General features: G+C 64.0%; 21 protein-coding genes and 1 other RNA gene. 17 read left to right on the top strand and 5 right to left on the bottom strand.

Annotation, left to right across the window (positions count from 1 at the left end):
* The first annotated feature begins 18 nt into the window (after positions 1-18).
* The 4 genes from lptE (at position 19) to MMB74_RS13595 (ending at position 3,574) form a co-directional block, all read left to right on the top strand.
* The gene (gene lptE / locus MMB74_RS13610) at positions 19-570 is read left to right on the top strand and encodes an LPS assembly lipoprotein LptE (RefSeq protein ID WP_277429164.1); all 552 of its coding nucleotides are present in this window, start codon (positions 19-21) and stop codon (positions 568-570) included.
* A 19-nt stretch (positions 571-589) separates the two neighbouring features.
* Positions 590-1,678 (top strand): DNA polymerase III subunit delta, encoded by a 1,089-nt coding sequence (holA, locus tag MMB74_RS13605; RefSeq protein WP_277429163.1) that lies wholly within the window; start codon positions 590-592, stop codon positions 1,676-1,678.
* A 76-nt stretch (positions 1,679-1,754) separates the two neighbouring features.
* Complete coding sequence (locus MMB74_RS13600; RefSeq protein ID WP_277429162.1) at positions 1,755-3,044, top strand: glutamate-5-semialdehyde dehydrogenase; 1,290 nt, start codon at positions 1,755-1,757, stop codon at positions 3,042-3,044.
* Positions 3,045-3,157: 113 nt separating this feature from the next.
* Positions 3,158-3,574, top strand: a complete 417-nt coding sequence (locus tag MMB74_RS13595) for a CopD family protein (RefSeq protein WP_277429161.1) — start codon at positions 3,158-3,160, stop codon at positions 3,572-3,574.
* 11 nt (positions 3,575-3,585) lie between these two features.
* On the opposite strand, the gene MMB74_RS13590 is transcribed toward MMB74_RS13595, so the two are convergent.
* Entirely contained in the window at positions 3,586-4,434 is an 849-nt protein-coding gene (locus tag MMB74_RS13590) for an SIS domain-containing protein (protein ID WP_277429160.1), read from the bottom strand.
* Positions 4,435-4,706: 272 nt separating this feature from the next.
* Here MMB74_RS13590 and edd point away from each other — a divergent pair, with 272 nt between their 5' ends.
* From edd to MMB74_RS13570, 4 genes are all read left to right on the top strand, one after another.
* The gene (edd, locus tag MMB74_RS13585; RefSeq protein WP_277429159.1) at positions 4,707-6,581 is read left to right on the top strand and encodes a phosphogluconate dehydratase; all 1,875 of its coding nucleotides are present in this window, start codon (positions 4,707-4,709) and stop codon (positions 6,579-6,581) included.
* A 9-nt stretch (positions 6,582-6,590) separates the two neighbouring features.
* Positions 6,591-7,226, top strand: coding sequence for a bifunctional 4-hydroxy-2-oxoglutarate aldolase/2-dehydro-3-deoxy-phosphogluconate aldolase (locus MMB74_RS13580; protein WP_277429158.1), 636 nt, complete (start codon positions 6,591-6,593; stop codon positions 7,224-7,226).
* Positions 7,227-7,494: 268 nt separating this feature from the next.
* Entirely contained in the window at positions 7,495-8,862 is a 1,368-nt protein-coding gene (locus tag MMB74_RS13575; protein WP_277429157.1) for a gluconate:H+ symporter, read from the top strand.
* Between the two features lie 11 nt (positions 8,863-8,873).
* The gene (locus MMB74_RS13570) at positions 8,874-9,368 is read left to right on the top strand and encodes a gluconokinase (protein ID WP_277429156.1); all 495 of its coding nucleotides are present in this window, start codon (positions 8,874-8,876) and stop codon (positions 9,366-9,368) included.
* A gap of 150 nt (positions 9,369-9,518) precedes the next feature.
* Here MMB74_RS13570 and purB read toward each other — a convergent pair whose 3' ends face one another.
* Entirely contained in the window at positions 9,519-10,907 is a 1,389-nt protein-coding gene (gene purB, locus MMB74_RS13565; RefSeq protein ID WP_277429155.1) for an adenylosuccinate lyase, read from the bottom strand.
* Between the two features lie 128 nt (positions 10,908-11,035).
* Positions 11,036-12,445, bottom strand: a complete 1,410-nt coding sequence (locus MMB74_RS13560) for an MFS transporter (RefSeq protein WP_277429154.1) — start codon at positions 12,443-12,445, stop codon at positions 11,036-11,038.
* A gap of 516 nt (positions 12,446-12,961) precedes the next feature.
* Here MMB74_RS13560 and MMB74_RS13555 point away from each other — a divergent pair.
* The 3 genes from MMB74_RS13555 (at position 12,962) to MMB74_RS13545 (ending at position 16,434) form a co-directional block, all read left to right on the top strand.
* Positions 12,962-13,921 carry a LysR family transcriptional regulator gene (locus MMB74_RS13555; RefSeq protein WP_277429153.1) on the top strand — a complete coding sequence of 320 codons (960 nt, stop codon included), beginning with the start codon at positions 12,962-12,964 and terminating at the stop codon, positions 13,919-13,921.
* 133 nt (positions 13,922-14,054) lie between these two features.
* Positions 14,055-15,359 (top strand): Glu/Leu/Phe/Val dehydrogenase, encoded by a 1,305-nt coding sequence (locus tag MMB74_RS13550; RefSeq protein WP_277429152.1) that lies wholly within the window; start codon positions 14,055-14,057, stop codon positions 15,357-15,359.
* A gap of 349 nt (positions 15,360-15,708) precedes the next feature.
* A complete protein-coding gene (locus MMB74_RS13545) occupies positions 15,709-16,434 on the top strand; it encodes an amino acid ABC transporter ATP-binding protein (RefSeq protein WP_277429151.1) in 726 nt (241 codons plus the stop codon).
* A gap of 29 nt (positions 16,435-16,463) precedes the next feature.
* Here the strand turns inward: MMB74_RS13545 and MMB74_RS13540 are convergent, their stop codons facing one another.
* Positions 16,464-17,369, bottom strand: coding sequence for a class II glutamine amidotransferase (locus MMB74_RS13540; protein ID WP_277429150.1), 906 nt, complete (start codon positions 17,367-17,369; stop codon positions 16,464-16,466).
* Between the two features lie 228 nt (positions 17,370-17,597).
* Here MMB74_RS13540 and pyrC point away from each other — a divergent pair, with 228 nt between their 5' ends.
* The 3 genes from pyrC to rnpB all read left to right on the top strand — a co-directional run bounded on the left by pyrC (position 17,598) and on the right by rnpB (position 20,052).
* A complete protein-coding gene (gene pyrC, locus MMB74_RS13535; RefSeq protein ID WP_277429149.1) occupies positions 17,598-18,686 on the top strand; it encodes a dihydroorotase in 1,089 nt (362 codons plus the stop codon).
* A 43-nt stretch (positions 18,687-18,729) separates the two neighbouring features.
* Positions 18,730-19,647: a DUF3025 domain-containing protein gene (locus MMB74_RS13530; protein ID WP_277429148.1), complete on the top strand. Its 918-nt coding sequence runs from the start codon at positions 18,730-18,732 to the stop codon at positions 19,645-19,647.
* An RNA gene (rnpB, locus tag MMB74_RS13525) (RNase P RNA component class A) lies at positions 19,641-20,052 on the top strand. Before MMB74_RS13530 ends, rnpB begins: the two co-directional genes overlap by 7 nt.
* Before the next feature lie 48 nt (positions 20,053-20,100).
* On the opposite strand, the gene MMB74_RS13520 is transcribed toward rnpB, so the two are convergent.
* Entirely contained in the window at positions 20,101-20,523 is a 423-nt protein-coding gene (locus tag MMB74_RS13520) for an OsmC family protein (protein WP_277429147.1), read from the bottom strand.
* 603 nt (positions 20,524-21,126) lie between these two features.
* On the opposite strand from MMB74_RS13520, the gene rplM reads away from it, so the two are divergent.
* From rplM to erpA, 3 genes are all read left to right on the top strand, one after another.
* Positions 21,127-21,555, top strand: a complete 429-nt coding sequence (gene rplM, locus MMB74_RS13515) for a 50S ribosomal protein L13 (protein ID WP_102609495.1) — start codon at positions 21,127-21,129, stop codon at positions 21,553-21,555.
* Positions 21,556-21,566: 11 nt separating this feature from the next.
* A complete protein-coding gene (gene rpsI, locus MMB74_RS13510) occupies positions 21,567-21,959 on the top strand; it encodes a 30S ribosomal protein S9 (protein ID WP_173255276.1) in 393 nt (130 codons plus the stop codon).
* A 271-nt stretch (positions 21,960-22,230) separates the two neighbouring features.
* Complete coding sequence (gene erpA / locus MMB74_RS13505; RefSeq protein ID WP_277429146.1) at positions 22,231-22,596, top strand: iron-sulfur cluster insertion protein ErpA; 366 nt, start codon at positions 22,231-22,233, stop codon at positions 22,594-22,596.
* Positions 22,597-22,617: the final 21 nt, after the last annotated feature.

The following is a 22,617-nucleotide window of genomic DNA, read 5'->3' as shown; positions in this document are numbered from 1 at the left end:
AGACTCCAAGGAGCCAATGTGATTCGCCGATCGTTTCTCGCGCTCATGTGCGGCACGATGATGCTCGCCGCTTGCGGCTTCCAACTGCGAGGGCAGGAGAATTATGCGTTCAAGCGGCTGGCGATCGTCGGCGCGCCGCCGATCGTCGCTGCGCGTTTGACGCGGATGATCGAAGGCGGCAGCGATACGATAGTCGTCAAGTCGCCCCGCGACGCCGACGCGGTGCTGAGCCTGAGCGAAGGCCGCGGGCAAGGCGTGCTGACGCTCAATTCGCTGGGCGTGGCGGCGGAATATCAGCTCAATTACACGCTGGCTTATACGCTGACCGGGACGGACGGCGCCGTATTGATCCCGTCGAGTGCGATCGCGCTCAATCGGGCGATGACTTATAGCGTTCAGTACTCACAGGCGAAAGCCCAAGAAGCGGAACTGCTCTATCAGGATATGCAAAACGACGCCGTCGATCAGTTGACGCGCCGCCTCGCAGTCGTGCGTTCGCTGCACCCCGCGGCCGGGCAGCAGCCGCCGGCGGTTGCCCCGCGCGCGCCGTTGCCGCCGCCTCCGCTCTGATCGGGCACGCTCGACGCTCATGCAACTGCGACTCGACGCGCTCGACACGCATCTGGCGAAGGGCCTCGCCAGTCTGTACGTCGTCTTCGGCGACGAGCACTTGCTCGCGCAGGAGGCGTGCGACCGCGTTCGCGCGGCAGCGCGCGCGGCGGGATTCACCGAACGCAACGTGTTCACGGTCGAGCGCAGCTTCGACTGGAGTTCGTTGCTCGGTGCGACGCAATCGATGTCGTTGTTCGGCGATCGCCAATTGATCGAGTTGCGGATTCCCTCCGGCAAGCCAGGCAAGGAGGGGGCGGACGCATTGAAAGCGCTCGCGGCCACCGGCAATCCCGACGTCCTGGTGCTCGTCACGCTGCCCCGGCTCGACGCCGCTACGCAAAAGTCGGCTTGGTTCACGGCGCTTGCCGATGGCGGCGTGTCGTTGCGGATCGATCCGGTCGAGCGTGGGCAATTGCCCAATTGGGTCGCGCAACGGTTGATGCAGCAAGGCCAGCGCGTCGCGCCCGGGGAAGAGGGCCGGCGTGCGCTGCAGTTCATCGCCGAGCGCGTCGAAGGCAATTTGCTGGCCGCCCACCAAGAGATCCAAAAGCTCGGCTTGCTCTATCCGCAAGGCGCGCTGACGTTCGAGCAAGTGCATGACGCCGTGCTCAATGTGGCGCGCTACGACGTCTTCAAGCTGAACGAGGCGATGCTGGCCGGCGACGTCGGCAGGCTGGCGCGTATGCTCGACGGGCTCAAAGGCGAGGGCGAGGCTGCCGTGCTAGTGCTGTGGGCGCTTACGGAAGAAGTACGCACGCTGCTCAAGATCAAACGCGGCGCGGCGGCGGGCAAGCCGCTCGCCATGCTGTTGCGCGAGAACCGGGTGTGGGGGCCGCGCGAGCGGCTCGTCGGCCCCGCGCTTTCCCGGGTGACGGAATCGCTGCTCGAAGAAGGCCTAGCCCTCGCCGCGGCGCTCGACCGGCAGGTGAAGGGCCTGACGGGCGCGCCGCCGGCCACTCGGCGGCGCCCGGCGCTGCCGCCGGACCCGTGGGACGGCCTGTTCGAGCTTGCCGCGCTCGTGGCGGCGCCGGCCAAGCGCGACGCCGCACGCGCAATCGGCGCCTGACGCTACAATCGATGCGACGGCCAACGCGCCGCCAATCCGAGACACCGCGCTGCTGGCGCGAGAAACGAGAATCACGATGGAAATCGACGAGTACATGACCGGCATCGGCCGCCGCGCGCGGGCCGCCTCGCGTGCGATGGCGCGCGCCTCCACCGCGGCCAAGAACGATGCTTTGGAAGCGATTGCGCGCGCGATCGAGCGCGAGCAAGCCTCGCTCCAAGAAGCGAATGCGCGCGATGTCGCCAAGGCGCGCGAAAAGGGCATGGACGCGGCCTTTGTCGATCGCTTGACCTTGTCGGACAAGGCGCTGCGCACGATGATCGAAGGCCTGCGCCAAGTCGCTGCGCTACCCGATCCGATTGGCGAAATCGACAACCTCAAATACCGTCCGAGCGGCATCCAGGTCGGTCAAATGCGCGTGCCGCTGGGGGTGATCGGCATCATCTACGAATCGCGGCCGAACGTGACGATCGATGCGGCGGCGCTCTGCCTGAAAGCGGGCAATGCCGCGATCTTGCGCGGCGGTTCCGAGGCGCTCGCATCGAACACGGCCTTGGCGAAGCTGATCGCCGAAGGATTGGCGGCAGCCGGTTTGCCGAGCGATGCCGTGCAAGTTGTCGAGACCGCCGACCGCGCCGCCGTCGGCAAGCTCATTACGATGACCGAGTACGTCGACGTGATCGTACCGCGTGGGGGCAAGAGTCTGATCGCGCGGCTCATCGAAGAAGCGCGGGTGCCGATGATCAAGCATCTGGATGGGATCTGCCACGTCTACGTGGACGATCGCGCGGACCTGTGCAAGGCGCTCGCTGTCTGCGACAACGCCAAGACCCATCGCTACGGCACGTGCAACACGATGGAGACGCTGCTCGTTGCGCGCGGTGTCGCGCGTGCCGTGCTGCCGCCGCTTGCGCGCGTCTATCGGGACAAGGGCGTTCAGTTGCGTGTGGACGCCGCCGCTCGCGCCGTACTCGAGGCCGCGCCGTGGGACAGCGATGCACCGCCGCTTGAACTCGTCGATGCGACCGAGCAAGACTGGCGCACGGAATACCTCGCACCGGTGCTCGCGATCAAAGTCGTCGACGGCATGGACGCCGCGATCGATCACATCAATACCTACGGCTCGGCGCACACCGATGCGATCGTCACCGAAGATCACGACCGCGCCATGCGTTTCTTGCGCGAAGTGGATTCGGCGAGTGTGATGGTGAACGCCTCGACGCGTTTTGCCGACGGCTTCGAGTTCGGGCTCGGCGCGGAAATCGGCATCTCGAACGACAAGCTCCACGCGCGCGGCCCGGTGGGCCTGGAGGGGCTGACCTCGCTCAAGTACGTGGTGCTTGGGCACGGCGAAGTGCGCCAGTAGTTCGGGTCCGGCGGCCGGCGCGCGAAGCCCTGTAATTGGTCCGCGAGCTTCGATGCGGCGGCCCTCGCGCCTCGACGTATCAACCCCAACATTCAACGACAAGCACTATCACGATGCTCTGGGTCAAGACGTTTCACATCGTATTCGTGGCCTCGTGGTTTGCGGGCCTGTTCTATCTGCCGCGTATTTTCGTCAATCTCGCCATGGAGCGCGAGGCAGCCGCCGTCGCGCGGCTGCTCACCATGGCGCGCAAGCTCTATCGCTTCATGACGATGATCGCGGTGTTCGCGTTGGCCCTCGGCCTATGGCTGTGGCTCGGCTACGGCATCGGGCGCGGGCAAGGATGGATTCATGCGAAGTTGGGCGTCGTGGCGCTGCTCATTGCGTATCACTTGTATTGCGGACGCGTGTTGGGTGCATTCGAGCGCGGGGAAAACCGCCGCTCGGACCGCTGGTACCGCATCTTCAACGAGTTGCCCGTGCTGGGCCTGATCGCCGCCGTGGCGCTCGTCGTGGTCAAGCCGTTCTAAGGCTATTTTCGTTATGGCTCTTGCCCCGATTCGATCCGCCGGCGGGTAATCGCTTTTTTAGCGCGTCCGAGTTTGTCGACGAGTTCGGGGCCGCGGGTGAGCGCAACGCCAACCGCAAGGATGTCGCCGATCGCCAGATGCGATACGCGCGAGGTCATGGGCGAAAAGATATCCGTTTCCTCCGTGACGTTCGCGAACAAACTCACGGTCGCGATCTGCGCGAGAGGGGAGTTGCTGTTGGTGATGGCGATCACCTTCGCCCCGCACGCGCGGGCGGAGCGCGCCGCTTCGACGATGTCGCGCGTGCGCCCCGTGTTCGAGATCGTCACCACCACGTCCCCCTCGCCGAGCAATGCCGCCGACATCGTATAGGTGTGCGGATCGGCATAGGCGACGCTCGGTATGCCGAGCCGGAAGAACTTATGCTGAATGTCTTGTGCGGCGATGCCCGAGCCGCCCGCGCCATAGAACTCGATGCGCGAGGCAGCGGCGAGCAACTCGGTCGCCTTGGCAATGCTGCTCGCGGACAAGCTGTTGCGAACCTCGATGAGCGCGCCGATCGTGCGGTCGAATACCTTGGCCACCACCCCCGAAGCCGGTTCGTCGGGGCGCACGTCGCGATAGACCGACGGCAGCCCCGGCGCAATACTTTGCGCTAGCCGGATCTTGAATTCCCGAAAGCCGCCGCAGCCGAGCGCTTGGCAAAACCGCGCAATGGTTGGCTGGCTCACGCCGACCCGCTGAGCGAGTTCGGTCATCGCCAGGTCGAGCACCTCGCGCGGGGTGTCGAGCACGTAGTCGGCCAGCTTGCGTTCGGACGGACGCAGTTGCGCACGCATGGCTTCGATTCGGGAAAGCATCGGATGACCGCCTCGATGGGGTGTATCGTTTTCTATCGATGGCGACAGTATGACCGGATGGATGTAGAAAATCTACGAGAATTTTCTACCGACGTGCGAAGCGCGCCTTCGGTGCTGATGCCTTTGCATATGGCAATCCAGTCTCGCCCGCATTGCGGTGATGTAGTTTTTCTACTAAACTCCACGACCAAATCGAACTGCGCGGCCGCTTGCGCCGCATCGCGCCACCCGCCGGCGTCCGTACGCCGGCCTATAGGAAGGAGCGTTCCACCATGGCCTCGCCGCATCCCACGCTGATTGAAGTGACTCGCCGCATCGTGGAGCGCAGTCGCGCCACGCGCTCGGCCTATCTTGCGCGAATCGACGCCGCGCAAGGGCGATTCCCGGCTCGCGGCGTACTGTCATGCGCGAACCTCGCTCACGGCTTTGCGGGGCTCGAAGGCCACGACAAGCTCGTGATCAAGGCGGTGCGGGAACCGAACATCGGCATCGTTTCGGCGTACAACGAAATGTTGTCGGCGCACGCGCCTTATAAGGACTACCCCGATATCATCAAGCGCGCCGCGCGTGAAAACGGCGGCGTCGCCCAATTCGCAGGCGGCGTGCCGGCGATGTGCGATGGCATCACGCAAGGCAACGCGGGCATGGAACTCTCGCTGTTTTCGCGCGAAGTGATTGCAATGAGCACGGCGGTCGCGCTCACGCACAATATGTTCGATGCGGCGCTCTGCCTGGGCATCTGCGACAAAATCGTGCCGGGCCTCTTGATCGGCGCGCTGCAGTTCGGGCATCTGCCGACGATCTTCGTGCCCGCCGGACCGATGACGAGCGGCTTGTCCAACGACGAAAAGGCCAAGATCCGGCAGCAGTTCGCGACGGGGCAAGTGGGCCGGGAGGCGTTGCTCGAGGCCGAATCGGCCGCCTATCACGGGCACGGCACATGCACCTTCTACGGCACCGCGAACAGCAATCAAATGCTCATGGAAGTCATGGGGTTGCATCTGCCCGGGTCGGCGTTCGTCCATCCGCATACGCCGCTGCGCGACGCCCTGACGGCGGCGGCGGCGCGTCGCGTGCTCGATCTGACTGCCGAGCGCGGTCAATACACGCCGATCGGCCAGGTCATCGACGAAAAGGCAATCGTCAACGGCATCGTTGCGCTGCTCGCCACCGGCGGCTCGACCAATCACACGCTGCATCTCGTCGCGATCGCGCGTGCGGCGGGCATTCTCATCGACTGGAACGACTTCGACGCGCTGTCCCAAGTGGTGCCGCTGCTCGCCAAGATCTATCCGAACGGCAAGGCCGACGTGAATCATTATCACGCGGCCGGCGGCATGGCTTTCCTGATCCGCAACCTATTGGAAGGCGGTTTGCTGCACGAGGACGTCACGACCGTGATGGGCAAGGGCTTGGGCCCCTATACGGAAGAGCCCCGGCTCGTCGACGGGCAATTGGCGTGGGTGGCCGGTGCCGAGCAGACGGGCGACGCCAAAGTGCTGCGGCCGATCGGCGAACCGTTTCAACCCGACGGCGGCCTGCGCCTCATGCAGGGCAAGCTCGGACGTGGCGTGATCAAAATCTCCGCTGTCGCTCCCGAGCATCGCACCGTGCGCGCGCCGGCGCTCGTTTTCGATTCGCAGGAGGCCGTGCAGGAAGCGTTCGACAAGGGCGAGCTCAAACGCGATTTCGTCGCCGTCGTACGGTTCCAAGGCGCGCGCGCGAACGGCATGCCCGAGTTGCACCGCCTGACGCCGCTGCTCGGCGTGCTGCAGGATCAGGGCTTTCACGTCGCGCTCGTCACCGACGGGCGCATGTCGGGTGCATCGGGCAAAGTCCCGGCCGTCATTCACGTGTCCCCCGAGGCGCTGCTCGCCGGGCCGCTCGGTAAAGTGCGCGACGGCGACACGATCGTCATCGATGCCGAGCGCGGCATTCTGGACCTCGAGCTCGATGCGGCGCAATGGGACGCGCGCGAGGTCGAGCAACCGAAGCATCAAGCGCAAAACGAAGTCGGCTTCGGCCGCGAACTGTTTGGCGTCTTCCGGGCGGCTGCCGCGCCGGCCGAGATGGGCGCCTCGGTGTTCGGTCCGCTCGTTCACGAGCCGGCCGAGCGTTTCGATCCGGTCCACGCAAGCAAGCAATAAGGAGCCAGCATGAAAAAGGTTGAAGACATCGTCCGCCTCGGTCCCGTCATCCCCGTGCTGGCTTTCGACACGGTCGAGCAGGGCGAACATGTGTCGCGCGCATTGCACGCGGGCGGCGTCAAAGTGCTCGAGATCACGCTGCGCACGCCGGCGGGCATCGGCGCGATCGAGCGCGCGGCGCACCTCTCGCCGGACATCGTCGTCGGCGTCGGCACCATCACCAAGCCCGAGCACTGCGCACAGGCGAAAAAAGCCGGCGCGCAGTTTGGGGTTTCGCCGGGACTCACCCGAGACATCCACCAAGCTGCGCAGGACGCCGGCCTGCCACTTTTGCCGGGCGTCATGACGCCGAGCGACATTTTGCTGGCGCTCGAGCTCGGCTACGAAACGGTGAAGTTCTTCCCGGCGCAGCAAGCCGGCGGGATGCCGATGCTGCAGGCGTTGTACGGACCATTCCCGACGCTCAAGTTCTGCCCGACCGGCGGCATTACGACCGAGACGGCGCCAAGCTTCCTCGCCTTGCCCAACGTCGTTTGCGTGGGCGGCTCGTGGCTTACGCCGAAGGCCGCCCTGGCTGCGCAAAACTGGGATGAGGTCACGCGCCTCGCCCGCGCTGCATCGGAACTGGCAGCGCACCAGCACTGATTCGCCGAGCCGCGGCGAGGGCGGGCTTCGCAACGAGCAAGCCCTAGCCGCGGTCGGCGTATTCCATTGCTGCCGATCCTGACATTCGCCCCTATGCGTGCCGTTTTAGGCGCGAGATATAGGGGTTTCTGTTAATGGAACCGGTTCTATCGCCAGTTCACGGCGCCGACTACAATGCAACGTCCGTATCGGGGCGGCGGGGCCAGCGATGCTCGCCGCTTTCATTCGTCCACCTGCCTCGTTTCACAACAAGTAAAGGAGACTCTTCATGGGATCGGTCCACGGCGGCCTCTTGTTGCTTTATGCCCTCATAGCGATCGCGGCGCTCATCCTGCTCATTGCGCGGTACAAGGTCTATCCGTTCCTGGTCCTGATCGTCGTCTCATTGCTGCTCGGCCTGGCGGCCGGCATGCCGGTGGGCCAGATCGTCAAATCGTTCGAAGCCGGCAACGGCGGCACCTTGGGCCACATCGCGATCGTCGTGGGCCTGGGCACGATGCTTGGCAAAATGATGGCCGAATCGGGCGGCGCCGAGCGCATTGCGACCACGCTGATTCGTTGGTTCGGTGAGAAGCACATTCACTGGGCGATGATGTTCGTCGCGATCATCGTCGGTTTGCCGGTGTTCTTCGAAGTCGGCTTCGTGTTGCTGATTCCAATCGCCTTCAACGTCGCCAAGCGCACGGGCAAATCGCTGTTGCTGATTGGCTTGCCCATGGTCGCGGGGCTGTCGGTCGTGCATGGGTTGATTCCGCCGCACCCGGCCGCGTTGCTCGCGGTGCAAGCCTATGGGGCCGACATCGGCAAAACCATCGCCTACGGCCTTATCGTGGGCATTCCTACCGCGATCGTGGCGGGGCCCTTGTTCGCCCTGCTCATCCATCGGTATGTCAAGCTGCCCGAGAACAACCCGCTTGCGGCGCAATTCATCGAATCGGCCGACGATGCGGCCGAGAATCGGCATGATTTGCCGGGGTTCGGCATTACGCTGTTCACGATTTTGCTGCCGGTGCTGCTGATGCTCGTCGGCAGCTGGGCCGACCTGGTGTTCGCGCCGAAGTCGACCGCGAACGATCTGCTGCGTTTCGTCGGCAATTCGGACGTGGCGCTCCTGATCGCGGTCATCTTCAGCTTCTGGACCTTCGGTTCGCAGCGCGGGTTCACGCGGGAGCAGATCCAAAAGTTCTGCGGCGAATGCCTAGCGCCGATCGCCGGCATCACGTTGATCGTGGGGGCGGGCGGTGGCTTCGGCGGCGTCTTGCGCGACAGCGGTATTTCGCGTGAGATCGTTGCGGTGGCCACTCAGGCGCATCTTTCTCCGCTGCTGTTCGGTTGGTTCGCCGCCGCGCTGATTCGCCTGGCGACGGGTTCGGCCACGGTGGCCATGACGACGGCGTGCGGCATCGTCGCGCCCATCGCCAAGGCTGGCGTGATTCAGGTGCGGCCCGAGTTGCTCGTGCTTGCAACGGGCTCCGGTTCGCTGATTTTCTCGCATGTGAACGATGGCGGCTTCTGGCTGATCAAAGAGTATTTCGGCATGACGGTGGGTCAGACCTTCAAGACGTGGTCGTTGTGCGAGACCATCATCTCGCTGCTCGGCCTCGGATTGACCTTCGCGTTGGCCACGGTTTTGTAATTGGAACGAAAATGATCCTGATCGTGATGGGCGTCTCGGGCGCCGGCAAGACGCTTATCGGCGAGTTGTTGGCCGAGCGCCTGGGTTGCAGCTTCGTGGATGGCGACGTGTTCCATAGCGCCGCCAATAAAGAGAAGATGGCGCAAGGCATCGCGCTGACCGACGACGACCGCTGGCCGTGGCTGGCCTCGATTCGCGACGCGATCGAAGACAAGGTGCGTGCGGGCGAGTCGCTCATCGTCGGCTGCTCGGCGCTCAAGCGCGCCTATCGCGACGTATTGCGCGGCGGCGCGCAGGGCGATGGCGTCGTGCGCTTCGTTTATTTGAAGGGCTCGTTCGACGTGCTGCACGAGCGCCTCGCTACGCGCGGCCGGCATTTCTTCAACCCGTCGCTGCTGCAAAGCCAACTCGACACGCTCGAGGAACCGGGCGAAGATGAAGCGATCACGGTCGGGATCGAGTTGTCGCCGCCCGCGATTGTCGATGAGGTCGTGGCTCGCCTCTGATCCGATAGCCGAGTGGGCACGACGTTAGGGGCGGGCTCGTCATGATGCCGGCGGTGGCGGCAGCGATGCAGTGCGGCCGATCGCTCGAACCGGTAGAAAAAAAGCGGGCAGCCGATCGGCTGCCCGCTTTTTTCATCGAGACGGTGATTTTTAGGCGATCCGTTTCGCCAGCTCGGCCGCCTTGCCCGTATACGACGCGGGTGTCATGGCGCTAAGCAGCGCCTTCGCATCGTCCGGGATCGCGAGGGTGGCGATGAACTGCTGCAGCGCTTCACGAGTGATGCCCTTGCCGCGCGTGAGCTCCTTCAACTGCTCGTACGGGTTCTCGATGCCGAAGCGGCGCATGACCGTTTGCACAGGCTCGGCCAGCACTTCCCAGCAGGCGTCGAGATCTTCGTTCAGGCGGGCCGGGTTGACTTCCAGCTTGTCGATGCCGCGGATCAGCGCGTCGTAAGCGAGCAGCGAGTAGCCGAGCGCGACGCCCATGTTTCGCAGGACCGTCGAATCGGTCAGGTCCCGTTGCCAGCGCGAGACGGGCAGCTTTTCCGCCAGATGGCGCAGCAGCGCGTTCGCGAGACCGAGGTTGCCTTCCGAGTTTTCGAAATCGATCGGGTTGACCTTGTGCGGCATCGTCGACGATCCGATCTCGCCGGCTTTGGTGCGCTGCTTGAAATAGCCGAGCGAAATGTAACCCCACACGTCACGATCGAGATCGAGCAGGATCGTGTTGGCGCGGGCGATCGCATCGAACAATTCCGCCATGTAATCGTGCGGCTCGATCTGGATCGTGTACGGGTTGAACGTGAGCTTGAGCCGTTGCTCGATCACGTTGCGCGAAAACGCTTCCCAATCGAAGCTCGGGTAAGCCGACAGGTGCGCGTTGTAGTTGCCCACCGCACCGTTCATCTTGCCCAGGATTTCGACCTTGGCGATGCGCTCGATCGCACGCGCGAGGCGGGCGGCGACATTCGCGATTTCCTTGCCGAGCGTCGTGGGGCTGGCCGGCTGGCCGTGTGTGCGAGAGAGCATCGGCTGCTCGGCCTGCGCGTGCGCGAGCGCGACGAGGCGGCCATGCACCGAGCGCAGCGCCGGCAGGATGACGTGTTCGCGCGCACCGGCAAGCATCAGACCGTGCGAGGTGTTGTTGATGTCTTCCGAGGTGCAGGCGAAGTGAATGAACTCGCTTGCTCGCTCGAGCTCGGGCTGGCCCTTCACGGATTCCTTGAGCCAGTATTCGACCGCTTTGACGTCGTGATTCGTGACGCGCTCGATGTCCTTGATGCGCGCGGCGTCGTGCGCCGAAAAGCGCGCGACGAGATCGAGCAGGAATTGTTCGGCGGCGGCGGAGAAGCGCGGCATTTCCGCGAAGCCGGCCTGCGACAGCGCAATGAGCCAATGCACTTCTACGGTCACGCGATGGCGCATGAACGCGGCTTCGGAAAGCCAATCGCGCAGCGCTTCGGTCTTGGCGGCGTAACGCCCGTCAAGCGGTGAGAGGGCGGTGAGGGCAAACAGCGTTTCGGCGCGGGTATCGGACATGATCGGACGTAGCGCTCGAAGGCGCGGGTTCGGGGCAGGAGAGAACCCGCGATTTTACCACCGCCGCGATCGGCCTTCGGCAGTTCGCCCGGACGGGCCCGCACGCGAGGCGCGCCCGCCGCTTCGCATCATTTCCCGGCGGGGGCCGGTTGTCCGACGCGTGCCGGATTGACCGCGTGCGCGAGTTCCGGCGCCGCGCCGGCCGGGTTCGCCCAGACGAGCCACTGTGTGCGCAAAGCAAGGATCGCGACGCATGCGCAGGCCGCGATCGCGCCGAACGTGGCGAAGCCCATTTGATAGCTGCCGGTGCTTTCCTTGGCGATGCCCATCACCACGGGCAGATAGAAGCCGCCGATGCCGCCGGCCGCGCCAATCACGCCCGAGAGCAAGCCCGTCTTGCCTTTCCAACGATGGGGGACGAGTTGAAACGTCGCGCCGTTGCCGAGGCCGAAGGCGAGGTAGAGGCACACCAGGACGGCAATGCCGCCTGCGAGCGGCGGCATCCAGGCCGCAAACGCGAAATCGGCCAGCGAAATCGCCGCGAGCAGGCCCGTCAGCGCGCGCACGCCGGTGATGCGATCTGCCAAATAGCCGCCCATCGGACGCACGATGGCGCCCAGAAACGCGAGCAGCGACATGAACAAGCCGGCTTCGAGTTTGGGCATTTGGTAGAGCGTCGTCAGCAACAGCGTCACATACGACGACATCCCGACGAAGCCGCCAAAGGTAATGCTGTAGACGAGCATCATGACCCACGTGTCGCGCTCGGCAAGCACGGCGCGATAGCGCGCAGGCAACAAGGCGATGGCGCCCGCGGCGCCGAGCACGGGCAGCAGCAGCACGCCTGCCTTACCCGAGCCGAACATGCCCGCGTGCACGGCTAGCACGAGCGCGATCAATCCCGCGAGCATCGTCGCGAAGCCCGCGAGCGCCGGTCCCGGCCTGCCGGCCTTTTCGCTGCGGTCGTCGCCCCAGGCGAACAACGCGATGCCGGCGATCGCCAGCAGCGGCAGCGCGGCCGCGGTGGCGTATTGCCAGCCGAACGCGTCGGCTACGTGCGGGAACAGAAAGCCGTCGAGCACGGCGCCGATATTGCCCGCGGCGGCAAGGCCGAGGACGAGGCCTTGCACCTTGGGCGGGTAGCTGCTCCCCGCCATCGGCAGGGCAACGGCGAAGCTCGCGCCGCCGACGCCGAGGAATACGCCCAGCACGAGCAGCAGCGTATACGAGGGCGCAGTCGGCAGCAGCGGCAACACGATCGCCGGCAAGGCCGAGATCGCCACGCCCATCAACGCCACGCGCCGGCCGTCGGTCGACTGATAGAGGTTGCCGAGGGCCACGCGCAAGATTGCGGCGGAGAGGACCGGCACGGCGACCAAAAAGCCCTGTTGAGCAGCCGTCATGGCGATGCTCTTGCCGATGAACGGCGCGAGCGGTCCGTACAGGACCCACACCGTGAAGCCGGTGTCGAAATAGAGAAAGCAGGCGATGAGCGAGCGCCAATTGCCACTGCTCAACGCGTGTTTCAGGTTCTTCATGGTCGTCCTCGTATCGAAAGTCGGATGAAACATTGGGGCCGATGAGCCACGGCGCCGGTTGCGGCGCGCGACGGCTCGCCAACGCAAGCCCTATGCCATGTGCGCTCCCGCTGCTCGGGCCGCGCGACGCGGCGCCAAGCGCCGTCTGCCGTTGCGGCTTTCGCGCGGCTCGCTCGGGCTGTCCGCGGTTCGGTCGCCGACGATCGCAAGCGGTGCGCATTCGCGCACCTGCGTCGCGCCCGCGGGCACTGTCGATGTGCCCCGCGCGCGCCGATGGTGCGCTGCATCAACGTTGCCACCGGAACGAACCGAGCGGAGCGCATCTGCGTCGTTGCGCCGCGCGGCATGGCGGCAGCGTCGGCTTTATTCGCGACACGTCGTACGAATTGCGAGCCCTTGCAGCGAGAAGAGGCGTGAAGTGACCAGCCGCCTACAGGGCTCGCGCCGCGGGCCGCGGCACGTCCCCCGGTACAATGCGGACGTCGCTTTACGCTCGGCGCTGCCCGGCCCAATCGCATGGAACTCAAATGGCTCGAAGATTTCGTTTCGCTCGCTGAGACGCGCAGCTTCAGCCGTTCGGCCGAACTGCGGCACGTGACGCAGCCTGCGTTCTCGCGCCGCATCCAAGCGCTCGAGGCATGGCTCGGCACCGAACTCATCGATCGTTCGGTCTATCCGACCCGGCTCACGCAGGCGGGCGAGGTATTCCACGAGCAGGCGCTCGCGATGCTCTCGCACATGCACGAGTCGCGCATTCTGCTGCGCGGGCACGTGCGCTCGCCGGCGCCGACGATCGAATTCGCCGTGCCGCACACGCTTTCGCTGACGTATTTCCCGCTGTGGCTGCAACGGATCGAAGCGCAGATGGGACCGGTTCATACCCGCTTGCGCGCGCTCAACGTTCACGATGCCGTGCTCTCGCTCGTCGAAGGCGGCTGCGATCTCGTGATGGCCTACCACCATCCGAGTCAACCGGTCGCGCTCGATCCGGGCCGCTACGACATGCTCACGCTCGGCGCCGAGCCGATCAGCGCATTTTCTGCGCCGGTGCGCGCGGGCCGCGCTCGCTATGCGTTGCCCGGCGCCGCCGATGCGCCCGTTCCGTACTTGTCCTATACGCCGAATGCGTACCTCGGGCGCATGACGGAAGTCATCGTCGCCAACGCGCCGGAGCCGCTCTATCTCGATCGCATCTACGAAACGGATATGGCGGAGGCGCTCAAAGCCATGGCGTTGGCCGGCCACGGGGTTGCCTTCTTGCCGCACAGCGCCGTCGAAGACGCCGTTGCGGCGGGCGATCTGATTCGCCTTGACCGCACCGCCTCGCGCGGGTTGCCCGCCGATCGCTTCACGTTGACGATGGAAATCCGTCTATACCGCGACAAACTGGCGGGCAACAGCGACGATCCGCGCCAGCAACTCGTGCGTCGCCTATGGCAAGTCGTGGCCGACGCGCTGGGCGTTAAGCCGGCATGACCGGCAATAAGAGAAAACAGCCTGTCAAATCCCGTTATGCAAGAAATGCATAACGGGATGACCAAACGGCATTGGATTTCAAAATGCGCTTTTTCCACAATGGCGCACAATTTCCGTGACCGTTGGAGTGTCCATGTCTTCGCAATTGCAGTCCACGACGTCTGCACAATCGATCCCCTCGTACCTTCACGCCGACGATCTCGGCCCCTGGGGAAACTATCTGCGTCAAGTCGATCGCGTCGCGCCGTACCTCGGTTCGTCGTCGCGTTGGCTCGAAACACTCAAGCGTCCGAAGCGCATCCTCATCGTCGACGTGCCTATCGAACTCGATGACGGCACGGTGGCCCATTTCGAGGGCTATCGCGTTCAGCACAATGTCTCGCGCGGCCCAGGCAAAGGCGGCGTGCGTTACCACCAGGACGTGACGCTGTCCGAGGTGATGGCGTTGTCGGCATGGATGTCGGTCAAGAACGCGGCCGTGAACGTACCGTACGGCGGCGCGAAGGGCGGCATCCGCGTCGATCCGCGCAAGCTCTCGCGTGGCGAACTCGAGCGCGTGACGCGCCGCTACACGAGCGAGATCGGCATCATCATCGGACCGAACACGGATATTCCCGCGCCTGACGTCAACACGAACGAGCAGATCATGGCGTGGATGATGGACACGTACTCGATGAACCAGGGCCAAACGGCCACGGGCGTCGTGACGGGCAAGCCGATCGCGCTGGGCGGCTCGCTGGGCCGCCGCGAAGCCACGGGCCGCGGCGTATTCGTGGTCGGCACGGAAGCGGCGCGCCGCGTGGGCCTCGAAATCAAAGGAGCACGCATCGCCGTGCAAGGCTTCGGCAACGTCGGCGGCATCGCCGCACGTTTGTTCGAAGAAGCGGGCGCCAAAGTCGTGGCCGTGCAGGATCACACGGGCTCGATCTACAAGTCGAGCGGCATCGATGCGACGGCACTGCTCCAGCACGTGGCGAACACCGGCGGCGTGGGCGGTTTCAAGGACGCCGATCCGCTGGCGAACGACGAGTTCTGGACGATCGAAAGCGACATCCTGATCCCGGCCGCGCTCGAAAACCAGATCACCGAGAAGAACGCAGCCAAGATCAAGACGAAGATCATCGTGGAAGGCGCGAACGGCCCGACCACGACGGCGGCCGACGATATCCTGCACGACAAGGGCGTGTTGATCATCCCCGACGTGGTGGCCAACGCGGGGGGCGTGACGGTCTCCTACTTCGAGTGGGTGCAGGACTTCTCGAGCTTCTTCTGGACCGAGGACGAGATCAACCAGCGTCTGGAGCGCGTGATGCGCGAAGCGTTCGGCGCGGTCTGGCAGGTGGCGAGCGACAACAAGGTGTCGATGCGCACGGCGGCGTTCATCGTCGCATGCAAACGGATTTTGATGGCGCGCGAAATGCGTGGCCTGTATCCCTGATTCCCTCTTCGCCACAAGCGAAACGGGTTTGACTTGCCGGTGCGTCTCACGGCGCTTCCGGCTTCCCCTGGGCGGGCGGCACCGACAAGGTGTCGCCCGTTTTTCGTCGTGGGTGCGGTCGGCTGCGTGCTCGCGTGCTTGAGTGCACGGGGCAAGCAAACGAGCCGGGAGGCGGTACGGACCGAGCCGTGCATTTAGGCATGGCCTCACGCGTTGGCGCTTACGCGTTGACCAGGCAATTTGGCCGGTGTGTAGTATTGCCGGCGCGCCCGCATGCGCGCCGGGTATGATGCGAAAGCTTCGCCGGTTCGAGCTGCGGCCGGTTCGTTATTGCAAAAGGATTCACCGCATGATTTCGATCAAGCAGGTTTCGAAGTGGTACGGCACGTTTCAGGTGCTCTCCGACTGCACCACGGAAGTTGCGAAAGGCGAGGTGGTCGTCGTCTGCGGGCCGTCGGGTTCGGGCAAGTCGACATTGATCAAGACCGTCAACGGTCTCGAGCCGTTTCAACAGGGGGAGATCGTCGTCGATGGCCAATCGCTCGGCGACAAGCAAACGAACTTGTCGAAGCTGCGCGCGAAAGTCGGCATGGTGTTCCAGCACTTCGAGTTGTTTCCGCACCTGTCGATCATGGAAAATCTCACGCTCGCGCAGCTCAAGGTGCTGGGCCGTTCGAAAGACGAGGCGGTCGATAAGGGCCTCAAGCTACTCGATCGAGTCGGACTGAAAGGGCAGGCAGACAAGTTTCCGGCTCAGCTCTCGGGCGGCCAACAGCAGCGCGTGGCGATCGCGCGCGCCTTGTCGATGGATCCGGTTGCAATGTTGTTCGACGAACCCACTTCGGCGCTCGATCCCGAAATGATCAACGAAGTGCTCGACGTGATGGTCGAACTCGCGCGGGAGGGGATGACGATGATGTGCGTTACTCACGAAATGGGGTTCGCCAAGAAAGTCGCACACCGTGTGATCTTCATGGATCGCGGCGTTATCGTGGAAGACGATCGCAAGGATGCGTTCTTCGCCAATCCGAAGTCCGATCGAGCGAAAGAATTTCTAGCGAAGATCCTGCACTAAAGGGGGCGGCGCGAGCTTGCTCGAGTCAGTCAGGACTCGAAGGCCGCGATATCGTCGGCGTCCGCGCCCAATGCGGAAGCCGGCGCGCGCGTCGGCGCCGACGCGCTCGGATCGCAAGATGGGTTGCGCGCCTTTTCGAGCACACTGGCCGGCACGGGTATGTTGGCGCGTGCCGCCACTTCCCCGTCTTGGAACATCAACAGATCGCCCGGCGCGAATGCAGTCCAGATCTCATCGTCGGTGAGCGGCTGCGTCGCGATGACGGCGACGCGATCCTCCGGCGTGGTGTATTGCGCGAAATCGATCGACATATCGGCATCGATCAAATGCGCCGTCGAAAACGGCCAGCGTCGGACGATGTAATGCAAATTGGTCGAACAATGCGCGAACAGCGCCTGCCCATTGGACATCAAGAAGTTGAACACGCCGTAATTCGTGATATCCCGCGTGAGTGCGGTCACGGCGTCGAACAATTCCTGCAAGGGCGGTTGCGCGCCCGGAAACGCGCGGCGCAAGCCCTGCATCAGCGCACAAAACGCAATTTCGCTGTCGGTCGTGCCCACCGGCTGGTAAACGCCCGTGATCTCGGGCCGATAGTCCTGCAAATCGCCGTTATGGGCGAAGATCCAATGCCGGCCCCACAATTCGCGCATGAACGGGTGGCAGTTCTCGAGCAGGATATGACCCTGCGTCGCCTTGCGGATGTGGGCGATCGTGTTTTTCGATTTGATCGGGTAACGCTTGACCATCTCGGCGATCGGCGAGGTGGCCGACGATTGATGGTCGATGAACAGGCGGCAGGCTTTGTCTTCGAAGAAGGCGATGCCCCAGCCGTCGGCATGGTGATCGGTGATGCCCCCGCGTGCGGCGAAGCCCGTGAAGGAGAACGTGACGTCCGTCGGTGCGGCGCAGTTCATTCCGAGGAGTTGGCACATGGTACGGGCTAGCGGTGCGTGTGAACGTGCGGGCGCGCAAGCCGAACCCGCTACAATATGTTTTTTTGAAGCATATACCGAGCCGTCGGCTGAAAAAAGCGAAATGGCGGCCCCGAGAGGCCGTCCGTTGCTGTTTTTCCACGATGGCTGCGGCGTGCTTCGCTCGATCGTCTTCGCTACTCGCCGCCGAGCGGCATCTTCGCCGGTTCCCTTGCAAGATCCATCGCCATGACCGTTACCGATTTGTCCCCGAACGCCGCTCAGCAGCAAGGCGCGCCGTCCTCGCTTACCTTTGCCCGCCCTGACGATTGGCACCTGCACTTGCGCGACGGCGAAATGCTCGCGGCTGTGCTGCCGCATACGGTCCGCCAGTTCGGCCGCGCGATCGTCATGCCCAACCTCAAGCCGCCGGTCACGACGGTCGACGCCGCGCGGGCGTACCGCGAGCGTATCCTCGCAGCGTTGCCGGTGGGCGCGGGGTTCGAACCGCTGATGACGCTTTACTTGACCGACAACACGCCGCCGGACGAAATTCGCCGGGCGAAAGAGAGCGGTTTCATCCACGGCGTGAAGCTCTACCCGGCCGGCGCGACGACGAATTCCGACTTCGGCGTGACCGATCTCGGCAAGTGCGCGAAAACGCTCGAGACGATGCAAGCAGTCGGCATGCCGTTGCTCGTGCATGGCGAGGTGACCGATCCGGCCATCGATTTGTTCGATCGCGAGAAGGTATTCATCGATCGCGTGATGACGCCGCTGCGCCGCGATTTCCCGGCGCTCAAGGTAGTATTCGAGCACATCACGACGAAGGACGCGGCTCAGTACGTGCGCGACGACGGTGCGCCCGCTGGCCTGCTTGGCGCGACCATCACGGCGCACCATCTGCTCTATAACCGCAACGCAATCTTCCAGGGCGGGATCCGCCCGCATTATTACTGCCTACCGGTGCTCAAGCGTGAGACGCACCGGGTCGCGCTCGTCGAAGCGGCCACCTCCGGCAATCCGCGTTTCTTCCTCGGCACCGATAGCGCGCCGCACCCGAAAGGCTTGAAAGAGCACGCGTGCGGTTGCGCGGGCTGCTACACGGCGCTGCATGCCCTCGAGCTCTACGCCGAGGCGTTCGACAATGTCGGCGCGCTGGACCGGCTCGAAGGGTTCGCCAGCTTTTTCGGGCCGGATTTTTACGGTCTGCCGCGCAGTAGCGAGCGCGTGACGCTCGTGCGCGAGACCTGGACGCTGCCAGCCGAGATCGTGGCGGGCGAAGCCGCGGTGGTGCCGCTGCGCGGCGGCGAGCCGATCGGCTGGCGCCTGCTCTGAGAGCCGGCCCGACGGAGCATGGGGTGGCAGGGCGGCAGCGGCGATGCAGCGAGCGGGTGAGGACGAGATGACGCTCATTCCGAATTTGGAACGGATCGACTGGTCCGCGCCTTGGCTCGCGCCGCTCGCCGAACGCGGCGCGCGCTGGCAACGCTGCGCGCAGCGCGACAGCGCCGATTTCGTCGCCCTGCTCGCGCGCGAGGCCCGCTCGTGCGGTCATGTCACGGGCAACGGGTTGCCGCTCACGTTCATCGAGCAAGCTGAGCTTCCGGACGGAAGCGCATACGAGGCGCACATCGCCGCGACCGGCGGCGTGCCGACGCGCCGCAATCTACATGACTTTTTCAATGCGCTCGTTTGGTTTGCCCATCCTCGCGTGAAGGCCACGCTCAATGCACGGCAGGCGCGTGCGATCGAGCGCGGCGGCATTGCCGGGCAGCGCGGAGCGGAGCGCGATTTTCTGACGTTGTTCGACGAAAACGCGGTGCTCTTCATTTCATCGGATCCCGCGTTGAGCGCAGCGTTGATCGCATTCGACTGGCGCGGCTTGTTCGTCGATCAGCGTTCGGCATGGGGTGCGCGGTGCGAAGTGCGCGTGTTCGGCCATGCGCTGCTCGAAAAGCTCGTGACGCCGTATAAGGCCTGCACGGGGCATGCGTGGATCGTCGCGGCGCCGGCTGATTACTTCGACTGGCCGACGGCGCGCAAAACGGCATGGTTGGACGAAACGGTGGCGGCCTCGCTCGCCGAGGGAGAACTGGAGAACGGCCGCTACGCGCCGTTGCCGGTGCTCGGGGTGCCCGGATTCTGGCTCGCCAATGCCGATCCGGCGTTCTACTCGGATCCCGCGGTGTTTCGGACGGGGCGGCGTTCGCGAATCGCCCAAGGCGCGCACGAGACGAGCAATGGGTGGGCGGCGACGACGCGTGCCGAGGTGGTAGACTCTCAGGTTGCGAAGTAGGCCAGGCAGTCGCGGCTTTCCCGGTTTGCGCCGGGAGAGGCGAGGAAAGTCCGGACTCCAACGGGCAGGGTGATGGCTAACGGCCATCCGTGGCGACACGCGGAACAGGGCAACAGAAAGCAAACCGCCGATGGCCCGGCGCAAGCCGGGATCAGGCAAGGGTGAAACGGTGCGGTAAGAGCGCACCGCGGCTGCGGCGACGCAGCCGGCACGGTAACCTCCACCCGGAGCAATTCCAAATAGGCAGGCGCGCATCTTCGGATGCAGGGCGGGGCCCCCGTCTCGCCTGCGGGTAGGAAGCTCGAGCGCGTCAGCAATGGCGCGCCTAGAGGAATGGCTGCCACGTTCGCGGCGCTTTGCGGCGCCGCGAACGCACAGAATCCGGCTTACCGGCCTGCTTCGCTCCCCCATTCCAAGTAAAAAAGCCGGCCCCCCTGCGAGGCCGGCTTTTTTTTAGCTTTCCACGATCTCGAACGAATGCGAGAGCTCGGCCGTCTTGGCGAGCATGATCGAGGCGGAGCAATACTTGTCGTGTGACAAATTGATAGCGCGCTCGACGGTGTTCGGGTTGAGGTTCTTGCCCGTCACGGTGAAATGGAAGTGGATCTTCGTGAAGACCTTCGGATCTTCGCTGGCACGCTCGGCCTTGAGCGTGACCGAGCAGCCGGCAATTTCCTGGCGGCTCTTCTTCAGGATCATGACGACGTCGTAGGCCGTGCAGCCCCCGGTGCCAAGCAGCACCATTTCCATCGGCCGGGGGGCGAGATTGCGCCCGCCGCCTTCCGGCGCGCCGTCCATCATCGCCAGATGGCCGCTGCCGGTCTCGGCCGCAAAGGCCATGCCGTCGGGCCCCATCCAGCTTACTTTGCATTCCATAGCGACTCCGCTGTTGTACGCCAAGACTAGTGTCGGACTGGCATTGTAGCCTCGGGGCGCGCAATGGGCAGAGCGCGTCTTTTGCGTCATGGCGCGCGGGTTTGAGTTATCACATTATGAGATGTATTTTCGCGATGCAAATTTTCTTGCCTACGCGCCGTTCGGTCTGTACAATGCCTCACATTGATTGTCGCTTTCGACAATCTCCGCATGTCTCCTCCACCCTCCTCCTTAGGTGGATTAAGCCCGAGCCCAGAGTTCGGGCTTTTTTTTGCGCACGCGGCGCGCGCAGCACGCCGCTGAGCGTTGCTCCACGCGGCGCGGGGGCACCCGTGCCGCCGCATCGCGGCTATTGGAATAGGCCGGCTATCGTCCCGTTTCGCCGGCGGTGGCGACTCTTTCGGCTTGCGCTTTCGGCCTGCTACGCCCGCCGGTCGCCGCGGTAATCGCCGCCTTTGACTGCGCCTACCAAATTCCTTTATAATTCAGGGCTTTTCCGCATCTATGCCCGCGGAAGAAGAACAGGGAGAGCCTGCACGGCGCCTCGATGCGCCAACCGAAGCAGGAAAAATACGAAGGGCAGGTCAATTTTTTGGATCGATCATGAAGACGTTTTCCGCCAAAGCCGAAGAGGTGACGCGCGAATGGTACGTGATTGACGCGACGGATAAGGTTCTCGGCCGTGTCGCCAGCGAAGTGGCACGCCGTCTTCGCGGCAAGCATAAGCCTGAGTTCACCCCGCACGTCGACACCGGTGATTTCATCATCGTCATCAACGCCGGCAAGCTGAAGGTCACGGGCAACAAGACCACCGACAAGAAGTACTACCGTCACTCGGGCTACCCGGGCGGCATTTACGAAACGACGTTCGGCAAGATGCAAGAACGCTTCCCGGGCCGGGCGCTCGAGAAGGCGGTCAAGGGCATGCTGCCGAAGGGCCCGCTCGGCTACGCCATGATCAAGAAGCTGAAGGTCTACGCTGAAGCCACGCATCCGCATTCGGCGCAACAGCCGAAGGCGCTCGAGATCTAAGGGGAGCCCATATGATCGGCAATTGGAACTACGGTACGGGCCGCCGCAAGAGCGCTGTCGCTCGTGTCTTCATCAAGGCTGGCAAGGGCGACATCGTCGTCAACGGCAAGCCCATCGCGGATTACTTCTCGCGTGAAACGTCGCTGATGATCGTGCGTCAGCCGCTTGAGCTCACGAACCACGGCACGACGTTCGACATCAAGGTCAACGTCTCGGGCGGCGGTGAAACGGGTCAAGCCGGCGCAGTTCGTCATGGCATCACGCGTGCGCTGATGGATTACGACGCAACGCTGAAGCCGGCTCTGTCGAGCGCTGGCTTCGTGACGCGCGACGCGCGTGAAGTCGAACGTAAGAAGGTCGGCTTCCACAAGGCACGTCGCAGGAAGCAATTCTCGAAGCGTTAATCGTTTCGAGGCGCCCGCCTACTGGCGGGTTGCTGCCGAAAAAGCCGCCGCTGCCCATGCACGGCGGCTTTTTCGCTTTTTGGCTTCTAGCTTCCTGCGCGATGCCGGGCTTCGCCGATGCGCCCCCCATCTGCGTCAAGCGCAGCGGGCCGGCGCTCGATTTGCGGGTAAGATAGAATCCATTGCAATCATAGGGTTACCGTATCGCGGTACAGCACGAGTCGGCGAACGGCCATACAATAGCGCTTAGAAGCTTTTTTGGAGATTTCGAATGACCGCCGTCACCGACACCCCCGTGACCGAAATGCCGGGCCCCTTCGTCTTTACGGACGCGGCGGCCGAGAAGGTGAAACAACTGATCGACGAGGAAGGCAATCCCGACCTCAAACTGCGTGTTTTCGTGCAAGGCGGCGGCTGCTCGGGCTTCCAGTACGGATTCACGTTCGACGAAGCGGTCAACGAAGACGATACGGTCATGAACAAGGCCGGCGTGCAGTTGCTGATCGATTCGATGAGCTACCAGTATTTGGTTGGCGCCGAGATCGACTATAAGGACGATATCAACGGCGCGCAGTTCGTTATCAAGAACCCGAACGCCTCGACGACATGCGGCTGCGGCTCGTCGTTCTCGGTTTGACGCATGACTGAATACATGAGC

It is taken from the genome of Trinickia sp. Y13 (assembly GCF_029522115.1).
Classification (GTDB): domain Bacteria; phylum Pseudomonadota; class Gammaproteobacteria; order Burkholderiales; family Burkholderiaceae; genus Trinickia.
Note: the sequence above shows the minus strand (reverse complement) of the source record. Positions and strands in the feature narration are given on the sequence as shown.